Source organism: Streptomyces sp. NRRL S-350 (genome assembly GCF_000719705.1).
Lineage (GTDB): Bacteria > Actinomycetota > Actinomycetes > Streptomycetales > Streptomycetaceae > Kitasatospora.
In genome coordinates, this window is the sequence record NZ_JOHO01000002.1 from 502,436 (window position 1) to 524,537 (window position 22,102).

At 71.8% G+C, this 22,102-nt stretch carries 15 protein-coding genes; 9 read left to right on the forward strand and 6 right to left on the reverse strand.

The genetic code is table 11. The annotated features are described in order from the left end of the window. Window positions 1-47: 47 nt before the first annotated feature. The 5 genes from IF30_RS0103615 to IF30_RS0103635 form a co-directional block, all read right to left on the reverse strand. Window positions 48-1,106 carry an LLM class flavin-dependent oxidoreductase gene (locus IF30_RS0103615; protein WP_030231777.1) on the reverse strand — a complete coding sequence of 353 codons (1,059 nt, stop codon included), beginning with the start codon at window positions 1,104-1,106 and terminating at the stop codon, window positions 48-50. Window positions 1,107-1,393: 287 nt separating this feature from the next. Beyond that, complete coding sequence (locus IF30_RS0103620; protein WP_030231778.1) at window positions 1,394-1,783, reverse strand: SCO5389 family protein; 390 nt, start codon at window positions 1,781-1,783, stop codon at window positions 1,394-1,396. A 111-nt stretch (window positions 1,784-1,894) separates the two neighbouring features. After that, on the reverse strand, window positions 1,895-3,439 hold the full coding sequence (locus IF30_RS0103625) for an MFS transporter (protein WP_051709124.1): 1,545 nt from the start codon (window positions 3,437-3,439) through the stop codon (window positions 1,895-1,897). 272 nt (window positions 3,440-3,711) lie between these two features. Then, entirely contained in the window at window positions 3,712-5,343 is a 1,632-nt protein-coding gene (locus tag IF30_RS0103630) for a ricin-type beta-trefoil lectin domain protein (protein ID WP_078891095.1), read from the reverse strand. A 119-nt stretch (window positions 5,344-5,462) separates the two neighbouring features. Continuing rightward, window positions 5,463-6,569: a ricin-type beta-trefoil lectin domain protein gene (locus tag IF30_RS0103635; RefSeq protein WP_030231784.1), complete on the reverse strand. Its 1,107-nt coding sequence runs from the start codon at window positions 6,567-6,569 to the stop codon at window positions 5,463-5,465. A 523-nt stretch (window positions 6,570-7,092) separates the two neighbouring features. Between IF30_RS0103635 and IF30_RS0103640 the strand changes: the two genes are divergently transcribed. The 7 genes from IF30_RS0103640 to IF30_RS0103670 all read left to right on the forward strand — a co-directional run bounded on the left by IF30_RS0103640 (window position 7,093) and on the right by IF30_RS0103670 (window position 18,474). Then, window positions 7,093-9,327 (forward strand): alpha-L-fucosidase, encoded by a 2,235-nt coding sequence (locus IF30_RS0103640; RefSeq protein ID WP_030231786.1) that lies wholly within the window; start codon window positions 7,093-7,095, stop codon window positions 9,325-9,327. Between the two features lie 273 nt (window positions 9,328-9,600). After that, window positions 9,601-10,104 (forward strand): peptidase inhibitor family I36 protein, encoded by a 504-nt coding sequence (locus IF30_RS0103645; protein WP_158834719.1) that lies wholly within the window; start codon window positions 9,601-9,603, stop codon window positions 10,102-10,104. 184 nt (window positions 10,105-10,288) lie between these two features. Next, a complete protein-coding gene (locus IF30_RS46320; RefSeq protein WP_158834722.1) occupies window positions 10,289-14,005 on the forward strand; it encodes an RICIN domain-containing protein in 3,717 nt (1,238 codons plus the stop codon). Between the two features lie 204 nt (window positions 14,006-14,209). Next, window positions 14,210-15,487 carry an ABC transporter substrate-binding protein gene (locus IF30_RS0103655; protein WP_051709126.1) on the forward strand — a complete coding sequence of 426 codons (1,278 nt, stop codon included), beginning with the start codon at window positions 14,210-14,212 and terminating at the stop codon, window positions 15,485-15,487. Window positions 15,488-15,573: 86 nt separating this feature from the next. Further along, window positions 15,574-16,425 (forward strand): carbohydrate ABC transporter permease, encoded by an 852-nt coding sequence (locus IF30_RS0103660; RefSeq protein ID WP_234322575.1) that lies wholly within the window; start codon window positions 15,574-15,576, stop codon window positions 16,423-16,425. Next, complete coding sequence (locus IF30_RS0103665; RefSeq protein WP_030231807.1) at window positions 16,422-17,255, forward strand: carbohydrate ABC transporter permease; 834 nt, start codon at window positions 16,422-16,424, stop codon at window positions 17,253-17,255. The genes IF30_RS0103660 and IF30_RS0103665 overlap by 4 nt, the downstream gene beginning before the upstream one ends. A gap of 34 nt (window positions 17,256-17,289) precedes the next feature. Then, window positions 17,290-18,474: an ABC transporter ATP-binding protein gene (locus IF30_RS0103670; protein WP_030231810.1), complete on the forward strand. Its 1,185-nt coding sequence runs from the start codon at window positions 17,290-17,292 to the stop codon at window positions 18,472-18,474. Between the two features lie 32 nt (window positions 18,475-18,506). Here the strand turns inward: IF30_RS0103670 and IF30_RS0103675 are convergent, their stop codons facing one another. After that, complete coding sequence (locus IF30_RS0103675; RefSeq protein ID WP_030231812.1) at window positions 18,507-19,355, reverse strand: universal stress protein; 849 nt, start codon at window positions 19,353-19,355, stop codon at window positions 18,507-18,509. Window positions 19,356-19,594: 239 nt separating this feature from the next. On the opposite strand from IF30_RS0103675, the gene IF30_RS0103680 reads away from it, so the two are divergent. Both IF30_RS0103680 and IF30_RS0103685 read left to right on the forward strand, forming a co-directional pair. After that, window positions 19,595-19,963, forward strand: a complete 369-nt coding sequence (locus IF30_RS0103680; RefSeq protein ID WP_030231815.1) for a zinc ribbon domain-containing protein YjdM — start codon at window positions 19,595-19,597, stop codon at window positions 19,961-19,963. Window positions 19,964-20,098: 135 nt separating this feature from the next. Then, the gene (locus IF30_RS0103685) at window positions 20,099-22,039 is read left to right on the forward strand and encodes a glycoside hydrolase family 5 protein (RefSeq protein WP_234322566.1); all 1,941 of its coding nucleotides are present in this window, start codon (window positions 20,099-20,101) and stop codon (window positions 22,037-22,039) included. The last annotated feature ends 63 nt before the right edge of the window (window positions 22,040-22,102 follow it).

Consider the following 22,102-nt stretch of genomic DNA (forward strand, 5'->3'; position numbering starts at 1 on the left):
GGCCCCTCGGGTCGGTCCCTCGGAGCGGTCCCGCGGCTCGCGGCCGGTCAGCCCTCGGCGGCCGGTCGGCCCTCGGCGGCCGCCGAGGGCTGCCAGCCGAGCGCCGGTCCGAGCCGGGTCGCGAGGTCGGTGAGGATCTGCACGTAGTCCCGGTGCTCGAAGCTGAACGGCAGCGCGAAGGCGACCTCGTCGACCTCCCGGTACCCGGCGTGGGCTTGCAGCCGTTCGACGAGCTGCTCGGTCGTGCCGACCAGGTCGGGGGCGAACAGCAGCCGGGCCGGGCCCTGTGGGGCGAGGGTGCGCGGGGTGCGGGAGCGGGCGTACGCCTCGTACTTGGTGCGCTGTTCGGGGGTGGCGGTGTCGGTGGGGATGACCACCAGGCCCTGGGAGACCCGGGCGCGCTCGCCGTCGGGGTGGCGCTCGCGGAACGCGCGGATCTGGTGGGCCTGGACGGCGGCGAAGTCCGGTGCCACGTCGTCCGTCTCCGCCTTGACGACGCTGCTGGTGAGCAGGTTGAGTCCGTGTTCGCCGGCCCAGCGGGCGGAGTGCAGGCTGCCGGCGCCGTACCAGAGCCGGGAGGCGAGGCCGGGGGAGTGCGGCTGGACCCGGCGGGAGTACACCTCGATGCCCTCGGTGCCGGCGAAGCCGGAGGCGTCCTCGCCGCGGACGAGGGCGAGCAGCCGTTCGGCGCGGCGGTGGCTGAAGTCCTCGTGTTCGGCGGTGTCGGGGTAGAGGGCGCCGCGTACGTGCTCGTAGTGGACGGGCGGTCCGACGCTGAATCCGGGTTCGAGCCGGCCGCCGGAGAGGACGTCCACCGTGGCGAGGTCCTCGGCGAGCCGCAGCGGGTTCTCCCAGCCGAGCGGGGTGACGGCGGTGCCGAGCCGGATGCGGCTGGTGCGCTGGGTGGCGGCGGCGAGGACGGCGACGGGGGAGGAGATCCCGTACTGGAGGTGGCGGTGGCGGAGCCAGGCGCTGTCGAAGCCGAGTCGTTCGCCGAGGGTGATGAGGTCCAGGGTGGATTCGTGGCCCCGGCGCGGGTCCGCCTCGTCGAAGAGCCCGATGGTGAGGAAGCCGAGTTTCCGCAGCTGGCGAGGGTCCGGCGACATGGTGAGCGGCTCCGCGTGGTGAGGCGGCCGCCCGGGGGAAGGCCGGGCGGGTGGTGCCCATCGAACGTACGCAGCCGCCGCACGCTTCGACAAGATCGGCACGGGATCCGGTCACCGGACCGCAACGGGGCGCAACACGGCGCTACGTGCGGGGCCCCACCCGGCCGGGTGGGGCCCTTACGGCAAGCGCCCTTACGGCAAGCGCCCCCTTGCGGCAGCCGCCCCGTAAGGCAGCCGTCAGCGCCCACAGGTGGCCCTGGCCGTGGGCAGGGCCACGGCTGGGGCCGTCAGCAGCTGCGCAGTTCCGGGCTCTGGTTGCGGATCTGGTTGTGCAGCGAGGTGAACTCGCGGTACGCCTCGCTGTCCTCGGAGCCGGGGCGGAACGCGCCGACGCGGTGGCAGTTGACGAAGGCGAGCTTCACGCCGAAGTGGTCCTCCAGGCTGCCCCGGATGGCGTTGCTGGCCAGCGCGCGCAGCAGCTGGGCGCGCTCCTCGTTGCTGGGCGTGGTGTTGTCGGTGGTGAACTCGCCGTCACCTGCGGCGAGTTCGGTGCTGAGACCGGCGACGACCCGGTAGGCGTAGGGGAGCGAGGCGCGGACGGTGTCGAGGAAGGCGGCCTCGTCGACGCGGCCCTGCCGGGCCTGGGCGAGGAGGGCGGGGGAGACGTCGAGCGACATGGAGGTCCTCTTTCGGGAGTGCGTGGGCCTCGGTGGGCAGCAGCCACCGCCATGGTTATCGAAGATGAAAACCATTACGGTGAAGACTCTCCCGGCCGTCCCGACGACCTGTCAAGTGCCGTCCCCCGCAGGGGTGACCTCCGTCGGCGCCGGCACCCGGCGGACCTTGATGACGAGCGCGGCGATCACCACGGCGAGCGCCGCGAAGACCAGGCCCATCTGGAAGGCGGCCGCGATGCCGTGCACCAGCACCTCCGAGGAGTACGGCGCGGGAAGGCGGCCCGTCGCCCTGACTTGCTGGGCCTGCTGCGGCGTGGCCTGCTGGAGGAACTTCCCGACCTGCTGCCGGGCCTCGTTGCGGCTGGCCGTGCCGTACACCGTGACCAGGATCGACAGGCCCAGCGAACCACCCACCTGCTGGGTGGTGTTGAGCATGCCGGTGGCGGCGCCGGTCTCGTGCGGGGCCACCCGGGAGACGGCGGTCAGCATCACCGGGACGAAGATCGAGCCCATACCGAAGCCGAAGAGCAGCGTCGGCCCGAGGATGCCGCCGACGTACGTGGTGTCGAGGTCGATCCGGCTCGCCCAGGCGACGCCGGCGAGGACCAGGACCGAGCCGGTGAGCAGGAACGGCTTCGGGCCGTACCGCAGCTGGTTGCGGGCCGCGAACTGGGCGGCGGCGATGATGGCCGCACTGATCGGCAGGAAGGCGAAGCCCGCCCGCAGGGGGCTGAACCCGAGGATCTCCTGCACGAACAGGGTGATGAAGAAGAAGATGCTGAACATCGCCGCGGCCACGCAGAGCATCAGCCCGTACGCGCCGGAGCGGTTGCGGTCGCGGAAGAGGTGCAAGGGGGTGATCGGCTGCGGCACGCGCCGCTCGTTGAGGATGAAGGCCGCGAGCAGTGCGACGGCGAGGCTGAACGCGGCCAGCGTCACGGCGTCCGTCCAGCCGTGGTCGGAGGCGCGGATGAAGCCGTACACCAGGGAGACCATGCCCGCCGTGGCGGTGAACGCGCCGATCAGGTCGAAGCGCCCGGGGTGGCGTTCGGACTCGTTGATGTACAGCGGCGCCAGCAGGGCGATCGCGATGCCGATCGGCACGTTGACGAAGAACACCCAGCGCCAGGACAGCCAGGACGTCAGCATGCCGCCGAGCAGCAGTCCGATCGCCCCGCCCGCGCCCGCGACGGCGGAGAAGACGCCGAAGGCCCGGTTGCGCTCCGGGCCCTCCTTGAAGTTGGTGGCGATCAGTGCCAGCGCGGTCGGCGAGGCGATCGCGCCGCCCAGCCCCTGCAACGCTCGCGCGGCCAGCAGCCAGGCGGAGGACTGTGCGACCCCGCCGAGCAGCGAGGCCGCGCCGAACACCAGCACGCCGACGACGAACACCCGCCGGCGACCGAGGATGTCACCCGCCCGGCCACCGAGCAGCAGCAGCCCGCCGAAGGTCAGGGTGTAGGCGTTGATGACCCAGGACAGGTCGGTGGTGTTGAACTTCAGCGCCTGCTGGATGTGCGGCAGGGCGATGTTCACGATCGTGATGTCGAGGACGACCATCAGCTGGGTGGCCGCGATGACGGTGAGGGCTATCCCTGGGTGCTGGCCCCGGCGTGCGGTCGCGGGCGGAGCCGTGGCCAGGGCACGCGAAGTGGCCATGGCAGGTTCCCCAATGGCTCGGGGGCGAACGGCGGGAGGGGGACGGATTCGTTCGCCACCACCGACAGTAGACCCGGGAGATAGGGAACACAACCGTTCATTACGGACAAGTAGCGGGGAAGTGGCGGACGAGCGGCGATTTCCGAACAACCGCCCTCCGTGAGGGCGGGAGGGTTGCGACGGGTGGGATGTCATATCCATGTCAACGACCTTCCGGGAGAGGTGACCGTGCCGGGAGCTCGGCGAGCCCCCGGCACAGCGTGTCCCCGCTGCTACCGGTGCCACTTCTGGTTGGTGCCGCCGTTGCAGGTCCACAGCTGGACGAGGGTGCCGTTGGCGGTGGAGGCGCCGGAGGCGTCCAGGCACAGTCCGGACAGGTTGCTGGTGACGGTGCCGTCGCTGTTGACGTTCCACTTCTGGTTCGCGCCGCCGTTGCAGTCCCAGATGACGGCCTTGGTGCCGGGGGAGGTCCCGAAGCCGTACGCGTCCAGGCACTTGCTTCCGTAGACGCGCAGTTCCTTGGCCGGGGTGAGCGACCACTGCTGGTTGCTCGCGCCGTTGCAGTCCCAGATCTGGGTCTGTACGCCGTTGGCGGTGCCGGCGTTGGGCACGTCGAGGCAGCGGTCGGAGCCGGTGCCGCGCAGCACGCCGCCGTTGCCCGTGCCGCCTCCGCCGCCCGGGTTGGTGCCGGTGCCCCAACCCCACTGGAGCCGGTCGAGGCCGGACTGGTTGGTGACGGTCAGGGAGGGGTTCGTGCCGCTGCCGTTCAGGGAGGTGATGGCGCACGAGGCGTTCTCGCACGGGCCCGGTCCCTGCGTCTGGGCCGCCTCCTTGACGCCCGTCCACAGGACGGAGCCCATGCCGAGGCTGCGCACGGTGTCGGTGATGGCGTAGAGGTAGGACAGGTCGTTGTTGCCGTCCTTGGGGCCGTTGTAGTCGACGCCGGTGTTCATGGGGACGCCGAACTCGGTGAGCAGGGCCCGGTCGGCGTGGCCGCAGAGGTTGTTGGTGAAGTCCTTGACCCAGTCGGCCTCGGTGGCGTGGCTGTCGCCGAACATGCCGTAGATGTGGATCGACAGGAGGGTTCCGGACAGCCGGGAGTCGGAGCCGACGGCGCACAGGTTGAGGTCGGCCGAGAAGCCCGGCACGATCACGTGGCCGCGGGGGACGTCGGGGTGGCGCGCGAGCCAGTCGGCCTCGAAGGCGGTGAGGTCGGTGGCGTTGTAGCCGTAGGGCTCGTTCATGATGTCGAAGTAGAAGTTGCTGCGCGCGCCGTACTTGTTGATGACGGTGTCCCACATCCGGTTGAAGGACGCGACGTCACTGACCTTCCCGTTCTGCAGCCAGGGCGCGACGATGACGTTCATGCCCAGCGCGGTCGCGGCGTCCGGTGCCGCGGTGTAGCTGTTCCACCAGGCGCCTGACGTGGTCGCCGAGTTGAAGCCCAGGCGGACGGTGTTGGCGCCGAGTGCCTGGAATCCCTTGAGGATCGCCGTGGACTTCGCGTACGTCGTGGCGTAGTCGTCCGAGGTCGACAGGCCCACGGGGACGTTGGGGCCGGTGACGAAGTTGTCGTTGGGATCGGCCCAGTTCACTCCGTGGAACTGGCTGGTGGCCGATGCCGCCGGCGCTGCCGACGTGGCCGGTGCTGCCGATGCCGCCGGTGCCGTCTGCGCCGGCGACGCGGCCTGCGCCGTGCCGGCCGTCAGCAGCCCCGACAGTGCCAGGGCCGAGACCGTCAGGCCGGCGATCAGGCGCCGGGAGGCGCGGAGGCGGCGGCGGACGGTGGACGGCCGGTGGGCCGGGCCGGCTTCGGCGGTCGCCGCCGCCTCCGTCGGCGCCTCGCCCGTCGCCGTACGTTGATCTCGCCGACGGCGGGGGAGGCGTGTCGTCGTGCTGGCCATGCGGGCTCCTCGGGAGTCGGGACGGACTGGCAGCCGGCCGGTCGGCCGGGCAGGCATGCGGCCCCGCTCCGCCCCGCGCTCCCGTGCGCGGCGCGGGGCGGGGCGCGGCAGCGCGAGGGTCATCCGGCGACCAGGGCGGTCCACTGCTGGTTGGCGCCCCCGTTGCAGTCCCACAGCTGGAGCTGCGTGCCGTCGGTGCCGGAGTAGTTCGGGTCGTCGAGGCAGCGCCCGGAGACGGGGTTGCGGTAGCCGCCGTTGTAGGGCTGCCACACCTGGTTGGCGCCGCCGGTGCAGGCCCAGGTCTGCACCTTGGTGCCGTTCCCGGTGCCCGCGCCCGCGGCGTCCAGGCACTTCCCCAGGGAGCGCAGGGTGCCGTCGGTGTACGCGGACCAGAGCTGGTTGGCGCTGCCGCCGCAGCTCCAGATCTGGACGGACGTCCCGTCCGCGGTGCCGGCGCCGTTGATGTCGAGGCACTTGCCGGCGATGCCGGAGTGGACGGGGGCGGCGGCGGGGGCCGGGTTCCTCAGCCACCCGGCGTTGTCCGCGGCCTGGATGCCGCGGTGGAAGGCGTCGGCCATCTTCCGGTAGCCGGCGTCGTTGGGGTGCAGGGCGTCGGCCAGGTCGGCGGTGGTCAGGCTGCTCATGTCCACGTACCCGACGTGCTTGCCCGCTGCCTGCGCGCTGTTGACGATGCCCGGCACGGCCTGGTTGTACGCCGACCGGTACTGCTCCTCGCCGGGGCTGGTCGACACGATCAGCGAGGCGACCAGCACGGTGGCGTCGGGGGCGGCGGCGGTGATCCGGTCGACCAGCGACTTCAGCCGGGCGGTGGCGGTGGGGACCTGGTAGTTGCCGTTGAGGTCGTTGGTGCCGATCTCCAGGGTCACGACGTTCGGCCGGTACCGGGTCAGCGAGGCGTCGGCCAGGGCGGCGATCTGGTCGATGCGGTATCCGGAATGGCCTTCGTTGTCGGGGTCGGCCATCGAACCGTTGCGCCCCGTGCCGACGAAGTCCGCCGAACGGCCGTCCGCCGCCAGCGCGTTCCACAACGGGCCGCGGTAGCCGTCGCCCGTGCTGCTTCCCACGCCCCAGGTGATCGAGTCACCCAGCGGCATCAGCCGCAGGGGCGGGGCCTGCGCGGCGGAGGCAGGCGCCGCGCCGGTCGCCACCGCGCCGAGCGCGGCAAGGACGAGCGAGACGAGCAGTACCGTCCATGGCTTTCTCATCGGGGGTCCTTTTCTGTCCGTGAGCCCTGTGGCGGGCGTGGCCTGGTGCGCCTTCGGGCCCTGATGTGTGAGCGTTCACAAACATGCCGTCCGAGATGCGCTCGACCCGCCCGGCGTCGTGCGGGGAGGCGGGCCTGACGCCCCGTCCGGCACCCCGCCTCGTAGAGATATCACGCTCGCACTTGAGCTGAACATCCCATGGATGCGAAAAAGGTGAGAGTCGGTTGGATGTTCGAAAACCCAGAGGATCACCAGAATCCTGGGCATCGAAACCAACTTGCTCGGTCGCCTCGGTTCCGTGCCGGTCTCCATACATCCCATGTATTGCCCGTGGCGGCTCGTCCTGTCAGAAGCCTTGACAGTAGCCATGGCGCTGTCAGAATCGGCTGCACCTCATTGTGATCGCTCACATTTCTGGCCTCCCACGATGCAGGGCGTTCCGAGCCGCACGGCCCCGCGCCACCTGGGCATCCGGTGTGGCGGACCGGGAAATCCACCATGCTCCATGACGAAGGGTCAACCCATGGCGATCAGCAGGCGTGTGTTCCTGTCAGGTGCCGCCGGAGTCGTCGCCGCCGCGACGGCGGATCTCACGCTCGGCACGGCGACGGCGCTGGCAGCTCCGTCGTCGTACTCGCCCACGTGGGCGTCGGTGGACCAGCATCCGCCGGCGCCGGAGTGGTTCCAGGACGCCAAGTTCGGCATCTACTTCCACTGGGGTGCCTTCAGCGTGCCCGCGTTCGGCAGCGAGTGGTACCCGCGGAACATGTACGTCGCCGGGAGCGGCGAGAACAAGCACCACACCGCCACCTACGGGGATCCGTCGGTGTGGCCCTACAACAACTTCGTCGACGGGGCGCGCGACAAGGCGGGCAACTGGGTGCAGTTCGCGCCCAGGCTCGCCTCCCAGGGCGGGAACTTCGACCCGGACGCCTGGGCGCAGCTGTTCGTCGACGCGGGCGCCAGGTTCGCGGGCCCGGTGGCGGAGCACCACGACGGCTTCTCGATGTGGAACAGCGCGGTCAACGAGTGGAACTCGGTGCAGCGGGGGCCCAAGCTGAACCTGCTGCAGCTCTTCCGCGACGCGATCCGGGGCAAGGGCCTGAAGCTGCTGGTGGCCATGCACCACGCCTACAACTTCAACGGCTACTACGACCACGTGCCCGCGCAGCCGACCGCCAGCCTGCAGAAGCTCTTCGGCCAGCTCGACACCGCCACCGAGAACCAGCTCTGGTACGCCAAGCTCAAGGAGGTCGTGGACCTGGCGCAGCCGGACATCCTGTGGGAGGACTTCGACCTCTCCAAGGTCGACGAAACGCAGCGGCTGAACTTCCTGTCGTACTACTACAACCAGGCCCTGAGCTGGGGTCGGGAGGTCGTGGCCACGTACAAGGACGGCTACGACAACAAGGGCGAGGTCTTCGACTACGAACGCGGCGGCCCGGCCGAGGTCTCCGACCCGTACTGGCTGACCGACGACAGCATCAGCAGCTCCAGCTGGTGCTACACGGTGGGCATCGGCTACTACTCCACCGCGCAGATGCTCCACGCGCTGATCGACCGGATCAGCAAGAACGGCAACATGCTGCTCAACATCGCCCCCATGGCGGACGGGACGATCCCCCAGGGCCAGAAGGACGTCCTGCTGGGCATCGGCGACCACCTCAAGCGGTTCGGCGAGTCCCTGTACGGCACCCGCGCCTGGACGGTCCACGGGGAGGGGCCGACCAAGATGGGCGGCGGGTCCTTCACCACCCCCGTGGCGGGCACGAACAAGGACTTCCGGTTCACCCGTGACAAGTCCGGCACCGTCCTGTACGCCACGGTCCTGGGCTGGCCCGGGAGTTCCACGACCCTCACCACCCTGGGCAGCGGCCGCATCGACCTCGGCTCGCTCACGTCCGTCCAGCTGCTCGACTCGAAGGCGGGCACGTACATCGGCCTGCCCGCGCCGACCCAGGGCGGCGACGGCCTGCACATCACCCTGCCGTCCGCCTCGGCGCCGTTCGGCGCCCTCGCCTACGTGCTGAAGTTCACCTTCTCCGGACCGATCCCCGTCCTCAGGCCCGGGGGCAGCGGCGTGGTCACCGCGTACGGCGACATCTCGTACGCGGGCGCGGCGGCCGGGCTCGTGCTGGGCGACTACACGGCCGCCGGACTCCAGAGCGCCGGACTGGCGCCGCGCACCATCTCCTCCCTGCGGATACCGGCCGGCTACCAGGTGATCGGCTACTCCGGCGACAACTACTCCGGAACCGCCTGGACGTTCAGCGCGGACGACCCCGACCTGCGCACCACCGGCAACAACGACGCCATCACCTCGCTGAAGGTGACCTTCAATCCGGCCACGTACTTCCGGATCGGCAACGTCACCGACGGCCTGGCCCTGGACAGCGGCGGCAACGTCGCCTACGGCAGCAACCTCAAGCAGTGGACCTGGGACGGCAGCACCAACCTCCAGTGGCAGGCCGTCGACCTCGGCAACGGCTACTACCGCCTGGTCAACCGCACCAACGGCATGGTCGCCGACGGCTGGGGCGCCACCACGAACGGGGCACCCGCCCAGCAGGCGACCTGGAACGGCGGCACCAACCAGCAGTGGCAGATCACCGACCGCGGCAACGGCCGGTACAGCATCGCCAACCGCACGACGGGCCTGGTCCTGGACGGCGGCGGCCAGGTGGCGGCCGGCTCCGTCACCAAGCAGTGGACCTGGGACGGCAGCTCCAACCTGCAGTGGACGTTCACCGCCCAGTAGCCCGCCGCCCGCCGCCCAGTAGCCCGCCGCCCGCGCCGGTGCGCGACGCGCTCGGCAAGCCGGGCTCCGGGACGACCCGTACACGCCCCGACGACACCCACGTCGTCGGGGCGTGTCCGTCGGAGCCCGCGCCCGGCTCGCACCCGACCCGAGATCGAGGCTCAGTCGGAAGCGACGGAATTCAGCAGTCATATGACTGATGCCCCTGCGTCACGCTCCGGCACATCCTCCTTGTGCGACGGATCCGGCCCCCGGGCCCGCCGCGCAGGAGAAATGCCATCCCGCCCGTACCGCAGTTACGGGCCGACCTCGAAAGCGGGTTCCACCGTGGCCCTCACCTCGTTCAAGTCGGCGGCCGCCGCCGTCTCGACCGCGCTCGCCGGCGCGGCGCTGCTGTTCACGGCGGCCCCGGCGTCCGCGGCGAACCCGCCGTACGACGGCTGCCCGGCCTGGGCCCTCTGCCTGTACCAGCACGAGGGCGGGACGGGCTCGAAGGCGGTCGTCACGCCGCCGCCGGCCGGCGGCAACGCGGCGATCGTGCGGCTCACCCAGGTGCACTTCCTGAACGGCGAGCTCGCCGACAACCAGGTCACCTCCTGGATCAACAACTCGCAGTGCTCGGTGAAGTTCATGGACGACCCGTACGGGGAGCTCCACCCCTCCGACCTGGACTTCACCGCGATGTGGAACTGGGGCGCGAAGGGCGACTACGGCACCGGAACCTCCAAGTACTACCTGAACGACCGGATTTCCTCCCTCCAGTTCTGGTGCCCGTAGCGGCAGGGCCGGCCCCGAGGGCGCGGCTCCCCGCCGGATCCGCTCCGCCCACCACTGCCCCCGGCACCCGCGAGGAGCCGGGGGCGTCCTCGTGCGGTCCGCACTCCTCCCCACCCCGGCACCGGAACCGTCCGGTGCCACGGGGTGCCACCCGGTGCCACCCGGTTCCACCGAAGGAAAGCCCATGAAACGTCTTCGACCAGCGGCCGCGCTCTTGTCCGGCCTGCTGCTCCCCCTCGCACTGCCCACCCCCTCCCCGGCCGCACCCGCGATCGGCGCGGCCCCCACGGCGGCGTCCGCACCGGTGACGGCCGGTCCAGGCGCGGACGGGCCGGATCTGAGCTACGCCAACCGCACCTCCCCGCCCCCCGGCCTGCCCGACTGGTCCGGCGCCGGCTACCGGGGCGGCCAACCGCTGCCCGGTGACGGCGACCTGACCGGCGACGCGGCCTGCCGCATCACCCCGGACCAGCTCGCCGCCAAGTACGGCGTACGGCCGGACGACGGGGCCGACGACACCACCGGGCTGCAGCGGGCCGTCGACGACGTCAAGGCCAACTGCTCGCCCAACGCCGGCTTCAACCGGCTCTCGCTCATCTCCCTGCCGACCGGGCGGATCGACGTGTCCCGGCAGATCTACGTCGACGCCGACTTCCTGGTCCTGCGCGGCCAGGGCTCCGGCGACGGCGGTACCCGGGTGGTGTTCCGGCCGGACGCCAACACCCGCTACGACACGCTCGTCAACGGCCGCTGGGACCAGGACGGCATGAAGGCCGGCAGCGGCAGCGACGTCGGCACGGGCGGCTGGATCTGGCCGGGGCGCGGCCTGTTCCGGGTGCAGACCCGGGACGTCGCGGACCGTTACCAGGACGACTGGGCGGCGGCCCCGACGAACCGCAAGGACATCTTCGAGGGCAGCGTCAACCAGCACTGGGCCTCCGGCATCAAGGTGGCCGCCTCGGCCGACGACCCCGGCTACTCGGCCCGGCAAGGGCAGAACGTCGTCCGGCTGGACGCGAAGGCCGACATGAAGAAGTTCGCGCTGGGCGGCTACGTCTGGGTGGGCGCGGCCAACAGCGTCAAGTTCTACGAGCAGCAGGGCGTGTCCGACCGCAGCCAGATGGACAACCTGCACATGCGCCAGCAGATGTTCCGGGTCAACGCCCTCGACGCCAGCGCCAGGACCGTCACCCTGGACCGCCCTCTGGAGTGGGACCTGCCGGTCGACTCGACCTCGGACGGCTCGCCCGCACTGGGCGACAAGCCCTACCCCAGCAAGGTCACTCCGCTCAAGGTGGTCCAGGGCGTCGGGTTCGAGGACTTCGCCTTCACCCAGGAGATGAACGGCCTGCCCAGGCTCGGCGGCGGCAGCTACCAGCTGACCCCCGACCAGGCCGTCCACAACTACGGCAACATGGCCCCCGAGTACGCGATGCACGGCATCGTCTTCAAGTGGGCCGCCAACGACTGGGCGCGCGGACTGAAGGCCGAGATGACCGGCTCCCACCCGGTCGTCACCGAGGACGCCCGCAACCTGCAGATCGAGCGCAACAGCTTCGACGGCGCCTGGAACAAGGGCAAGGGCGGCAACGGCTACCTGCGCGGCAGCCGCGTCTGGGACTCGCTGTACGCCTACAACCTCAGCCGCAACCTGCGCCACTTCACCTTCCAGTGGTCGGCCAGCGGCAACGTCGCCTTCCGCAACGACCTCGACTCCGACCTGAACCTGCACGGCGGTTGGGAGCACGACAACCTCTTCGAACAGAACACGCTGAGGGTGCCCTACGAGCACCGCTCGGGCAGCTGCCAGACCAACTGCGGCGGCGAGGGCGGCGAGATCGACGAGGGGACGTGGTACCCGATCTGGTGGGCGGCCGGCCCCAAGGCGGTCAAGTGGTCGGGCTCCTCGGGGCCCCAGAACGTCTTCCACGACAACACCCTGATCAAGCAGACGACCCCGGGCGGCCCGTTCGAGCCCTACTCGCCCTACGGGACGCAGCCCGGCACCGCCTTCCAGTTCGGCTCCGCCAACGGCGACCCGAGCCGGTTCCAGCCGCTGGGCCAGGACGGCCAGGGGATCCCGGACTGGACCGGCCGGGAGACCCTGGACTACACCGGCAAGGGAGTCGTGCCCCTCGACGTGGGCAAGCGGCCGTCACTGTTCCTCGCGGACACCGGCGGCGGCATCGACCCGCGCGACGGCAGCAGCCGCCGGGTGGCCACCTGGAACATGCAGGGCGCGAACACCCCCGAGTCGAACGGCAACAAGTACAGCAACGACCTGCCCCAGCTGTACGGGCGCACCGGCGGACGGGCCGACGCCGACATCGTCGCGCTGCAGGAGGCCGGCGCCCCGCCCGGCGGCGCCGTCTTCCAGCAGAGCATCAGCACGCCCAACATCCACTACTTCACGGACGACGGCCTCCACACCATCCCGGTGCAGGAGTACCGCATCGGGAGCGCGGGCCGGCCCGCCGGCTGGCTGTACTGGCTGCGCACCGACACCAGCTCCGAGCAGTGGGGCCGGGTCAACCTGGCCGTCTTCAGCCGCACCCGGGTCGCCCCGCAGAACGTGTACGTCGCCCGGGAGGGCATCCTCGGCAACCGGACCGACTCCCGGCCCGCGCTCGGCATCAACGTCGACGGCGTCGCCTACTTCACCGTGCACGGATGGTCGGGCAGCGGCAACGACGACCCGCAACTGCTGCGCAACATCGGTGACCAGATGTCCGCCGCAGGCCTGCCCTGGATCGCCCTGGGCGACTACAACCGCAGCCCGGACAGCATGCGCGCCGCGGTCGGCACCGACCTGGTCGTCCACGCCCAGGGGCTGCCCACCCACCCCACGGACCGGGTCGGCACCGGCACCCCGGCGGTCCTCGACTACGCGGTCGCCCCTCCCAGCGGCGGACCCCTGTCCCAGCCCACCGTCGCCGGGATCTCGCGCGTCGGCATCAACTCGTCGGACCACTACCCCGTCGTGTACACCCTCAGCGGCCTGCCGACCCGACCGGCGGTCACGCAGTCGGTGACGCCGACCCTGTCCACCCAGATCGTGCTGCGCAGCGCCGCCACCACCAACGCGGCCTCTCCCACCAGGACCAGCCACGTGGTCAGCGACCAGCCGGTCAACCAGGCCAACGGCTCCTCGCAGGTGTTCACCGTCTCGCCCGACCTCGAACACAGCGGCTACTACCGCCTGGCCAACACGAGCGCGCCCTACGTCGGCCACTACCTGGGACAGGAGGGCGGCGCCCGCGACGCGCGAGCGGTGGTCTGGCCGAGCGAGGCGGTGGACCAGCTCTGGGCGCCGGTCTACCAGGGCGACGGCACCTGGACCCTGCAGAACTACCTCACCCGGCAGTTCCTCACGGACGTCAACAGCAGCCAGGCGCTGGCCGGTCGCGACTACGACGGCGCGGCCGACCAGCGCTGGTTCCTCCAGGACCCGCGCGAGGTCACCGGCGTCAACGAGATCGTCACGACGGACAACGCGGCACTCTCGGTCGACGACCTGAGCACGGCGCCCCACCCGGTGTACCTGGCCCCGGACTCCCACCGCAGCACTCAGCAGTTCAGCGCGATCTCCGCCGGGCAGAGCGGCTCGGACCACTGCTTCTACCTGGTCAACGAGGGGCAGTACGTCAACTCGACGGCGGCCCACCCGGGGCAGCCCCTGAACGGGAGCCTCGTCACCATGGGCGGCTTCCGCCCCAATGACGACGGCTACCTGTGGTGCGCGACACCCGACGGCCCGGACGGCACCCTGCTGACCAACCACACGGCCTCCGACGAGCGCCTGAACCTCACCCGTGCCGAGGCGTCCGACGAGACGGCGGTCGGCAGCGCCGGCTCCGGTGCCGCCAAGCTCCACTGGAGGTTCCTGCCGGTCACCCGGTGACCGCGCATCGACCGCCGCCACCGTGCCCCCTGCGCGCCCGCAGGGGGCACGGTGGCGTTCCGGGAGTCGTGACCGCGCGGTGCCGGGCGGCAGGCGACGGGCCCGGTTCGTCCGTTCGGATGGCGGGCGGCGCGGCACGCCCGGGGCCGCCCGGGGCGGCGGGCTAGGGTCGGCGGGCCGGTCCGCCCCCACCACGGGAGAACGATGCCGAGGATCCCCAGAACCCGCTCGCGGTGGACGCGCGCCGCCGTCGGGCTGGCCGTGGTCGCGTCCGCCCTGACGGGCTGCGGGGGCGGCTCCCAGGCCGGGCCGGTCACCCTGCACTGGTACAACTTCCCGGACGACTCGGGGGCCCTCCAGCAAGCCGCCGACCGCTGCGGGCAGCAGTCCGGCGGCCGCTACACCATCCGCTACGACAAGCTTCCGCGCGGCGCGGACGGGCAACGCCAGCAACTGGTCCGCCGGATGGCCGCGCACGACGCCGGCGTGGACATCCTGGGCCTGGACGTCACCTGGCCCGCCGAGTTCGCCGAGGCCGGCTGGATCAAGGAGTGGACCGGGGCGATGCGCGAGCAGGGCACCGCCGACACGCTCGACGCGGCGGTGAAGACCGCGACCTGGCGGGGCCGGCTCTACGCCGTGCCGTACAACTCCAACACCCAACTGCTCTGGTACCGCGACGACCTCGTACCCACCCCGCCCAGGACCTGGGCGGAGATGCTGGCCCGGGCCGACGAGCTGGCCCGGCAGGGCAAGCCCCACCTCGTGGAGATCCAGGGCGCGCAGTACGAGGGGCTGACGGTCTGGTTCAACACGCTCGTGACCAGCGCGGGAGGCACCGTCCTCACCCCCGACGCACAGGCCCCCTCGCTCGGGGCGCCGGCGGTCGCGGCCGCCACGGTGATGCACGACCTGGCGACGTCGGCGGCCGCCGACCCCTCCCTGCCGAACCAGATGGAGGACCAGAACCGGCTCGCCATGGAGTCCGGCACCGCCGCCTTCGAACTCAACTACCCGTTCGTCTACCCCTCGATGAAGGCCAACCAGCCGCAGCTGTTCCCGCACTTCCGCTGGGCCCCGTACCCAGCCGTCACCCCCGACCGCCCCGCCAGCGTGACCATCGGCGGGATCGACCTCGCGGTGGGCGCCTACAGCCGGCACCCCGACCTCGCCTTCGAAGCCACCCTGTGCCTGCGCAACCGGGACAACCAGCTCACCAACGCGCTGAAGGGCGGCCTCCCGCCCTCGCTGCGCAGCCTCTACCAGGCGCCCGAACTCACCGGGAGCTACCCGTTCGCCGCCGAGGTGCTGGCCGCCCTCGACTCCGCGAGCATCCGGCCGCAGACCCCCGCCTACCAGAACGTGTCCATCGCCATCTCCCACACCCTGTCCCCACCCGCCGGCATCCGCCCGGACCAGGACGTGGCCGACCTCCGCGGGCAGATCCAGGACGCCCTCGGCTCGAAGGGGCTGATTCCGTGACACCGTCCACCGGAGCCCGCGACGCGGTCGCCCGGGGCCCGGCCGGCCAGGCCGGCCCCTCCCGCGGCGCCCGCCAGGAACGCCGCCTGGGCCTGCTGCTCTGCGCCCCCGCGGTGATCGTGATGCTCGCGGTCACCGCCTACCCGATCGGCTACGCCCTCTACCTGTCCCTGCAGCGCTACGACCTGCGCTTCCCCGAGCAGGCGCACTGGATCGGCCTCGCCAACTACGGCGCCGTGCTGACCTCGACGTTCTGGTGGCAGGCGCTCGGCGTCACCGTCCTGATCACCGCGGTGTCGGTGGCCGTCGAGCTGGTGCTCGGCCTGGCGCTCGCCCTGGTGATGCACCGCGCCGTCTTCGGCCGCGGCACCGTCCGCACCGCGGTCCTGGTGCCGTACGGGATCGTCACCGTGGTCGCCGCCTACTCCTGGCAGTACGCCTGGACACCCGGCACCGGCTACCTGGCCGCCCTGCTGCCGCAGGGCAGCGCCCCGCTCACCGAGCAGTGGCCCGCCGTCGGCCTGATCATCCTCGCCGAGGTGTGGAAGACCACCCCGTTCATGGCGCTGCTCCTGCTCGCGGGCCTGGCCCTGGTGCCCGACGAGACCGTCCGGGCCGCGATGGTGGACGGGGCGAGCTTCGGGCAGCGGCTGCGCCTGGTGGTCCTGCCGCTGATGAAGCCGGCCATCCTGGTCGCCCTGCTCTTCCGCACCCTGGACGCCTTCCGGATCTTCGACAACATCTACGTGCTGACCGGCGGCTCCAACGGCACCGGATCCGTCTCGATCCTCGGCTACGACAACCTCTTCACCGCGCTCAACCTGGGCATCGGCTCGGCGATCTCGGTGCTCATCTTCGTCTGCGTCGCGCTCATCGCGCTGGTCTTCGTCAAGCTGTTCGGCGCGGCCGCGCCCGGCGCCGAACCGGAGCGCCGATGAACGGCCGCCACGCCCGGACACTGACCGGCTGGGGCATCGCCAACCTGGTCGTCGTCCTCTACGCCCTGTTCCCGGTGTGGTGGATCGTGGCGCTCTCGTTCAAGGACCCGGCCACCCTCTCCGACGGCGACTTCGTGCCGCGCAAGTGGACCTGGGCCAACTACCGCGGCATCTTCCAGACCTCGGAGTTCACCCGCGCCCTGGTGAACTCCATCGGGATCGCAGTGATCGCCACCACCATCGCCGTCGTCCTCGGCACCATGGCCGCCTACGCCGTCGCCCGGCTGCGCTTCCCCGGCAAGCGGCTGCTGATCGGGGTGTCCCTGCTGATCGCGATGTTCCCGCCGATCTCGCTGGTCTCACCGCTGTTCAACATCGAGCGGGTGCTCGGAATCTTCGACACCTGGCTCGGGCTGATCATCCCGTACATGACCTTCTCGCTGCCGCTGGCGATCTACACCCTCTCGGCGTTCTTCCGCGAGATCCCCTGGGACCTGGAGAAGGCCGCCAAGGTCGACGGCGCCACGCCCTGGCAGGCGTTCCGGCTGGTCATCGCCCCGCTGGCGGCGCCGGGCGTGTTCACCACCGGCATCCTGGTCTTCATCTTCTGCTGGAACGACTTCCTGTTCGCCATCTCGCTGACCTCCACCACCGCGGCCCGGACCGTGCCGGCCGCCATCGCGTTCTTCACCGGAAGCTCCCAGTTCGAGCAGCCGACCGGCTCGATCGCGGCCGCCGCCGTGATCATCACGATCCCGATCGTGGTCTTCGTGCTGCTGTTCCAACGCCGCATCGTCGCCGGGCTCACCGCCGGCGCAGTCAAAGGTTGAGACCGCCGCACCCGGCGGACCAGGAAGGCGGATCGTGGCCGAGATCGTCCTCGACGGCATCACCAAGCGCTACCCCGACGGCGCCCTCGCCGTCCGCGACGTCAACCTCACCATCGCCGACGGCGAGTTCGTGATCCTGGTCGGCCCGTCCGGCTGCGGCAAGTCCACCACGCTCAACATGATCGCCGGGCTGGAGGACATCACCGAAGGCACCCTGAGCATCGCCGGGCAGGTCGTCAACGACCGCGCGCCCAAGGACCGCGACATCGCGATGGTCTTCCAGAGCTACGCCCTCTACCCGCACATGAGCGTGCGCGACAACATGGGCTTCGCCCTGCGCCTCGCCAAGGTCGACAAGCCGACCATCGCGGCGAAGGTCGAGGAGGCCGCCCGCATCCTCGACCTCACCCAGCACCTCGACCGCAAACCCGCCAACCTCTCCGGCGGGCAGCGCCAGCGGGTCGCGATGGGCCGGGCGATCGTCCGCGACCCCAAGGCCTTCCTGATGGACGAACCGCTGTCCAACCTCGACGCCAAGCTGCGGGTCCAGATGCGCACCCAGATCGCCGCGCTCCAGCGCCGCCTGGGCACCACCACCGTCTACGTCACCCACGACCAGGTCGAGGCCATGACGCTCGGCGACCGGGTGGTCGTGATGCGGGCCGGTGTCGTCCAGCAGGTCGGCACCCCGCAGGAGCTGTACGACGAACCGGTGAACCTCTTCGTCGCCGGGTTCATCGGCTCGCCCGGCATGAACTTCCTCGGCGCCGCCCTGGAGCGGAACGTGCTGCGCACCTCGCTGGGCGACCTGCCGATGGACGACCGCACCCGGCGCGCCCTGGAGCGCGCGGACGCGCCGCGCGACCTGATCGTCGGCATCCGGCCCGAGGACTTCGAGGACGCCTCCCTGGCCGAGCACCCCGGCGGCGTCACCTGCAGCGTCACCGTCGACGTCCGCGAGTCCGTCGGCTCGGACGTGTACGTCCACTTCGCGGAGGAGGGCGGCCCGGCCCCGACCGAGGAGCTCGCCGAACTCGCCGCCGACTCCGGCCGGGCCGACACGGGCATGCAGGAGCACCGTGTCGTCGCGCGGCTGAACACGGCCACGCGCGCGGCCGAAGGCAGCCCGCTGGAGCTGTGGGTCGACACCACCCGGATCCACGTCTTCGACCCCCGCGGCGGAGCCAACCTCACCCACCCGGAGCGCGCGTCGGGGTGACGCCGCCGCACTCCCTGCCGGTCGGCTCCCCTTCACTCGTACGGGACGACGGCGACCGGGCAGCGGACGTGGTGGATCGCCGCGTGCGCCACCGGGCCGAGGTGGTGGTGGCGCAGCGGCATCCAGTGCCGGCGGCGGCCGACGACGAGCAGCCGGGCCGTCGCCGCCGCGTCCACGAGCTCGACGGCGGCCTTGCCCCGGACCAGGTCGGTCGTCACCTCCACCTCGGGGTGGCGGGCCCGCCAGGACTCCAGGGCTTCGGCGAGGTCGGCCCGCTCGCCGGCGGACACCTCGCCCTCCAGGCCGCCGATGGCGCCGTAGGACAGGTGCGCACTGCCGGGCGGCGGTGCCCAGACGTGCACGACGCGCAGCGGCGCCGAGCGGAGTGCGGCGGCCTCGAAGGCGAAGGCCAGGACGGCGTCCGCCGGGCGCGCCAGGTCGAGGCCCACCGTCACCGGGCCGTTCCTCTCGCCCGCGTCCGACCGGACCAGCACCACCGGGCAGACGGCCCGGCGCAGCACCTCCTGGCTGACCGAGCCGACCAGGAAGCCGTGGACGGTGCCGAGCCCGCGCGAGCCCAGCACGACCACGGCGGCACGGCGTGCGGCGGCCTCCAGCGCCTCGGCAGGGTCGGCGGAGACGAGGGATCCGGCGACCGGCACCCCGGGCACCAGGGCGCGCAGCTCGGCCTCGCGGTCGGTGAGGCGGCCCAGGGCCTGGTCGTAGCTCTGCTCGCTGCCGACCACGTCCCGCTTGGGGAGGGGCCAGGCCCGGAGCAGGTCGAGGCGCAGGCCGCGGCGCACCGCCTCGCGGGCGGCCCACTCGGTGGCGGCCATGCTCTCGGGCGAGCCGTCGAATCCGGCGATCACGGATCCGCTCATGGCGTCCTCCTCGGTTCCGCGGCGGACCGAGGGGGCGTCCGCCGCCTCGGGTGCGGGCCCCAGTATCGGCAGTCGGCGCGGTCGGCGCCTCCCGGAGCGCGCCGCCGCCGCTCCGGGCCGTCCCCGGCCCCGGGCCCGGAGCCGAGGCCGGATCCGGTGCTGGGCGCCGCCCGCCGAGGGGCGGCGCAGCGCCGCTGACCACGGGAAACACCGATCGGGAGCCTGGATATGCTGGTCCCATGAGTGACACCCTTCCCGCCTGCCCGCAGTGCGCCGGCGAGTACACCTACGAGATGGACGCCCTCATGGTCTGCCCGGAGTGCGGCCACGAGTGGGCGCCCGCCGACGGCGAGGCCGCCGCCGGGGCCGCCCCCGCCGGGGGCGGCGAGCGAGTGGTCAGGGACGCGGTCGGCAACGTCCTGGCCGACGGCGACACCGTCACCGTCGTCAAGGCCCTCAAGGTCAAGGGCAGCGTCTCCGGCATCAAGGCCGGCACCAAGGTCCGCAACATCCGCCTGGTCGACGGCGTCGACGGCCACGACATCGACTGCCGCATCGACGGCTTCGGCGCGATGCAGCTCAAGTCCGGCGTGGTCAAGAAGGCCTGACGAGTCCTTCGCGGTCGAACCCGGCCCGCCGGCGCCGGCCGGGTCTTCACCGCGCTCTTCCCGGCACCCAGGGCAGCCCCGTATGGTCGGTCACCGCCGACTTGTCGAGCCACCGTCACCACCACGGGGATGCGCATGAAGAGACTCGGAACGCGCCTGCTCGCCCTGGCCGCGTGCCTGCCCGTACTCGCCGCCCTGGCGGCGGGCTCCGGCGCCGCGGCGCCGACGGGCGCCACCGCCGACCGGCCCGCCGCCGCGGCGGCCGCCGGTGCCCGGTCGGCCGCGACCTGGACCGGTCCGCTCAGCACCCGCGGGCGCTACATCGTCGACGCGAACGGCGACCGGTTCAAGCTGAAGGCCGCCAACTGGGCCGGGGCCCAAGGGACCTGGGAAGGCAGCGGTAGCGCCGACGACCCCGCGAACAACCAGGCCGGGCAGGTGTCGCACAACCTCCCGCTGGGGCTGGACCGGGTGCCGATGGCCCGGCTCCTGGACGACTTCCACGCCCTGGGCCTCAACAGCATCCGGCTGCCGTTCGCCAACGCGATGATCCACGACACCGCGCCCGTACCGGACGTCGCCGTCGCCGCGAACCCGCAGCTGAAGGGGAAGACCCCGCTCCAGGTGTTCGACGCCGTCATCGCCGCGCTCACCGCCGACGGCTTCGCGGTCATCCTCAACAACCACACCACCAGCTACCGCTTCTGCTGCGGCCTGGACGGCAACGAGCGGTGGAACAGCGGCCAGACCACCCAGGCCTGGGAGGACGACTGGGTGTTCCTGGCGAAGCGGTACAAGGACAACAAGCGGGTGGTCGGCGCCGACCTGCGCAACGAAGTCCGCCGCGACACCTGGGACGACCCCAACTGGGGCCTGGGCGACGCCCACGACGAGTACGCCGCCTTCGAGGAGGCCGGCAACCGGATCCTGCAGGCCGACCCGGACCTGCTCGTCGTCATGGAGGGCATCAACTGGTACGGCATCCCCGCCGCGCCGTTCAGCCACGGCCGCCCGATGCTCACCCCGGTGCGCAACCTCTCCAACACCCTGATCGACTCCGGCAAACTGGTGTACTCCGCGCACTTCTACGCCTACACCGGGCCGGCCAACACCGGGGCGGGCAGCGGCCCGGGAGCGACGAACGACCCCCGCTACGAGGACTTCACCCCCGCACAGCTGGCCCAGGTCGTGGACGACGAGGCGCTGTTCGTCACCCAGGCCGGGCAGCACTTCACCGCCCCGGTCTGGATCAGCGAGTTCGGCGCGGGCGGACGCGGCTCCACCGACACCGGGGAACAGACCTGGCTGGACACCTTCACCGACCTCCTGGCCCGCAACGACACCGACTTCGCCGTCTGGCCGCTGGTCGGCTGGGCCGACACCGGCGGACGGCCGCTGGACACCTGGGCGCTGCTCTCCTACGACCCCGCCGGCCGGCGCACCGGCCTCGGCGACCCCGGTGACTGGCGGGCACCCGACTGGCACAAGCTCGTCGACGCCCCCGCGCTCACCGGCCCGGTCGCCCGGGTGGACCACTGGAACATGCTCGACCTCGACCACAGCGACCGGAACGTCTCCCGGCGGATGCTCGCCCTGCCGGACTGGAGCCCCGGCAACCGCAAGGGCACCTGCCCGGACGGCCTGCGCCTGATCGCCCTGGGCCGCGGCGCCAGCCGAGGCCTGTGCACCGACGCGGGCGAGCCCGCGACGGGCACCGGCGACTGGACCACCGTCACCGACGAGCGCTACGTCACCGCGGGGGACTGGGCCCCCGGCTACAACAAGCTGCAGTGCCCCGACCACACCTACGCCGTCGGCTACGGCGTGCACGGCGACGCCATGGCCGCCCTGCTGTGCGCACCCGGCGCGGGGCCCCTGCCCACGACCGGTCGCACCCTCTGGTTCGACCGGGGCGACAACCGGCCCCCCACCGGCGGCTCCGTCGCGAGCGACTGGGCGCCGGGCCACTACAAGGGCCAGTGTGCGGACGGCGAGTACCTGGCCGGCGTCGCCTACACCTGGCGGTCGCTCCAGTACGGCGCCCCCGACGCCCTGCTCTGCCGCCCGCTCGCCTGACCGGCTCCGGCCGCCGCCGCCCGCCCGAGCGGTGGCGGGCGGCCTCGACGGGACCGGGCGCGC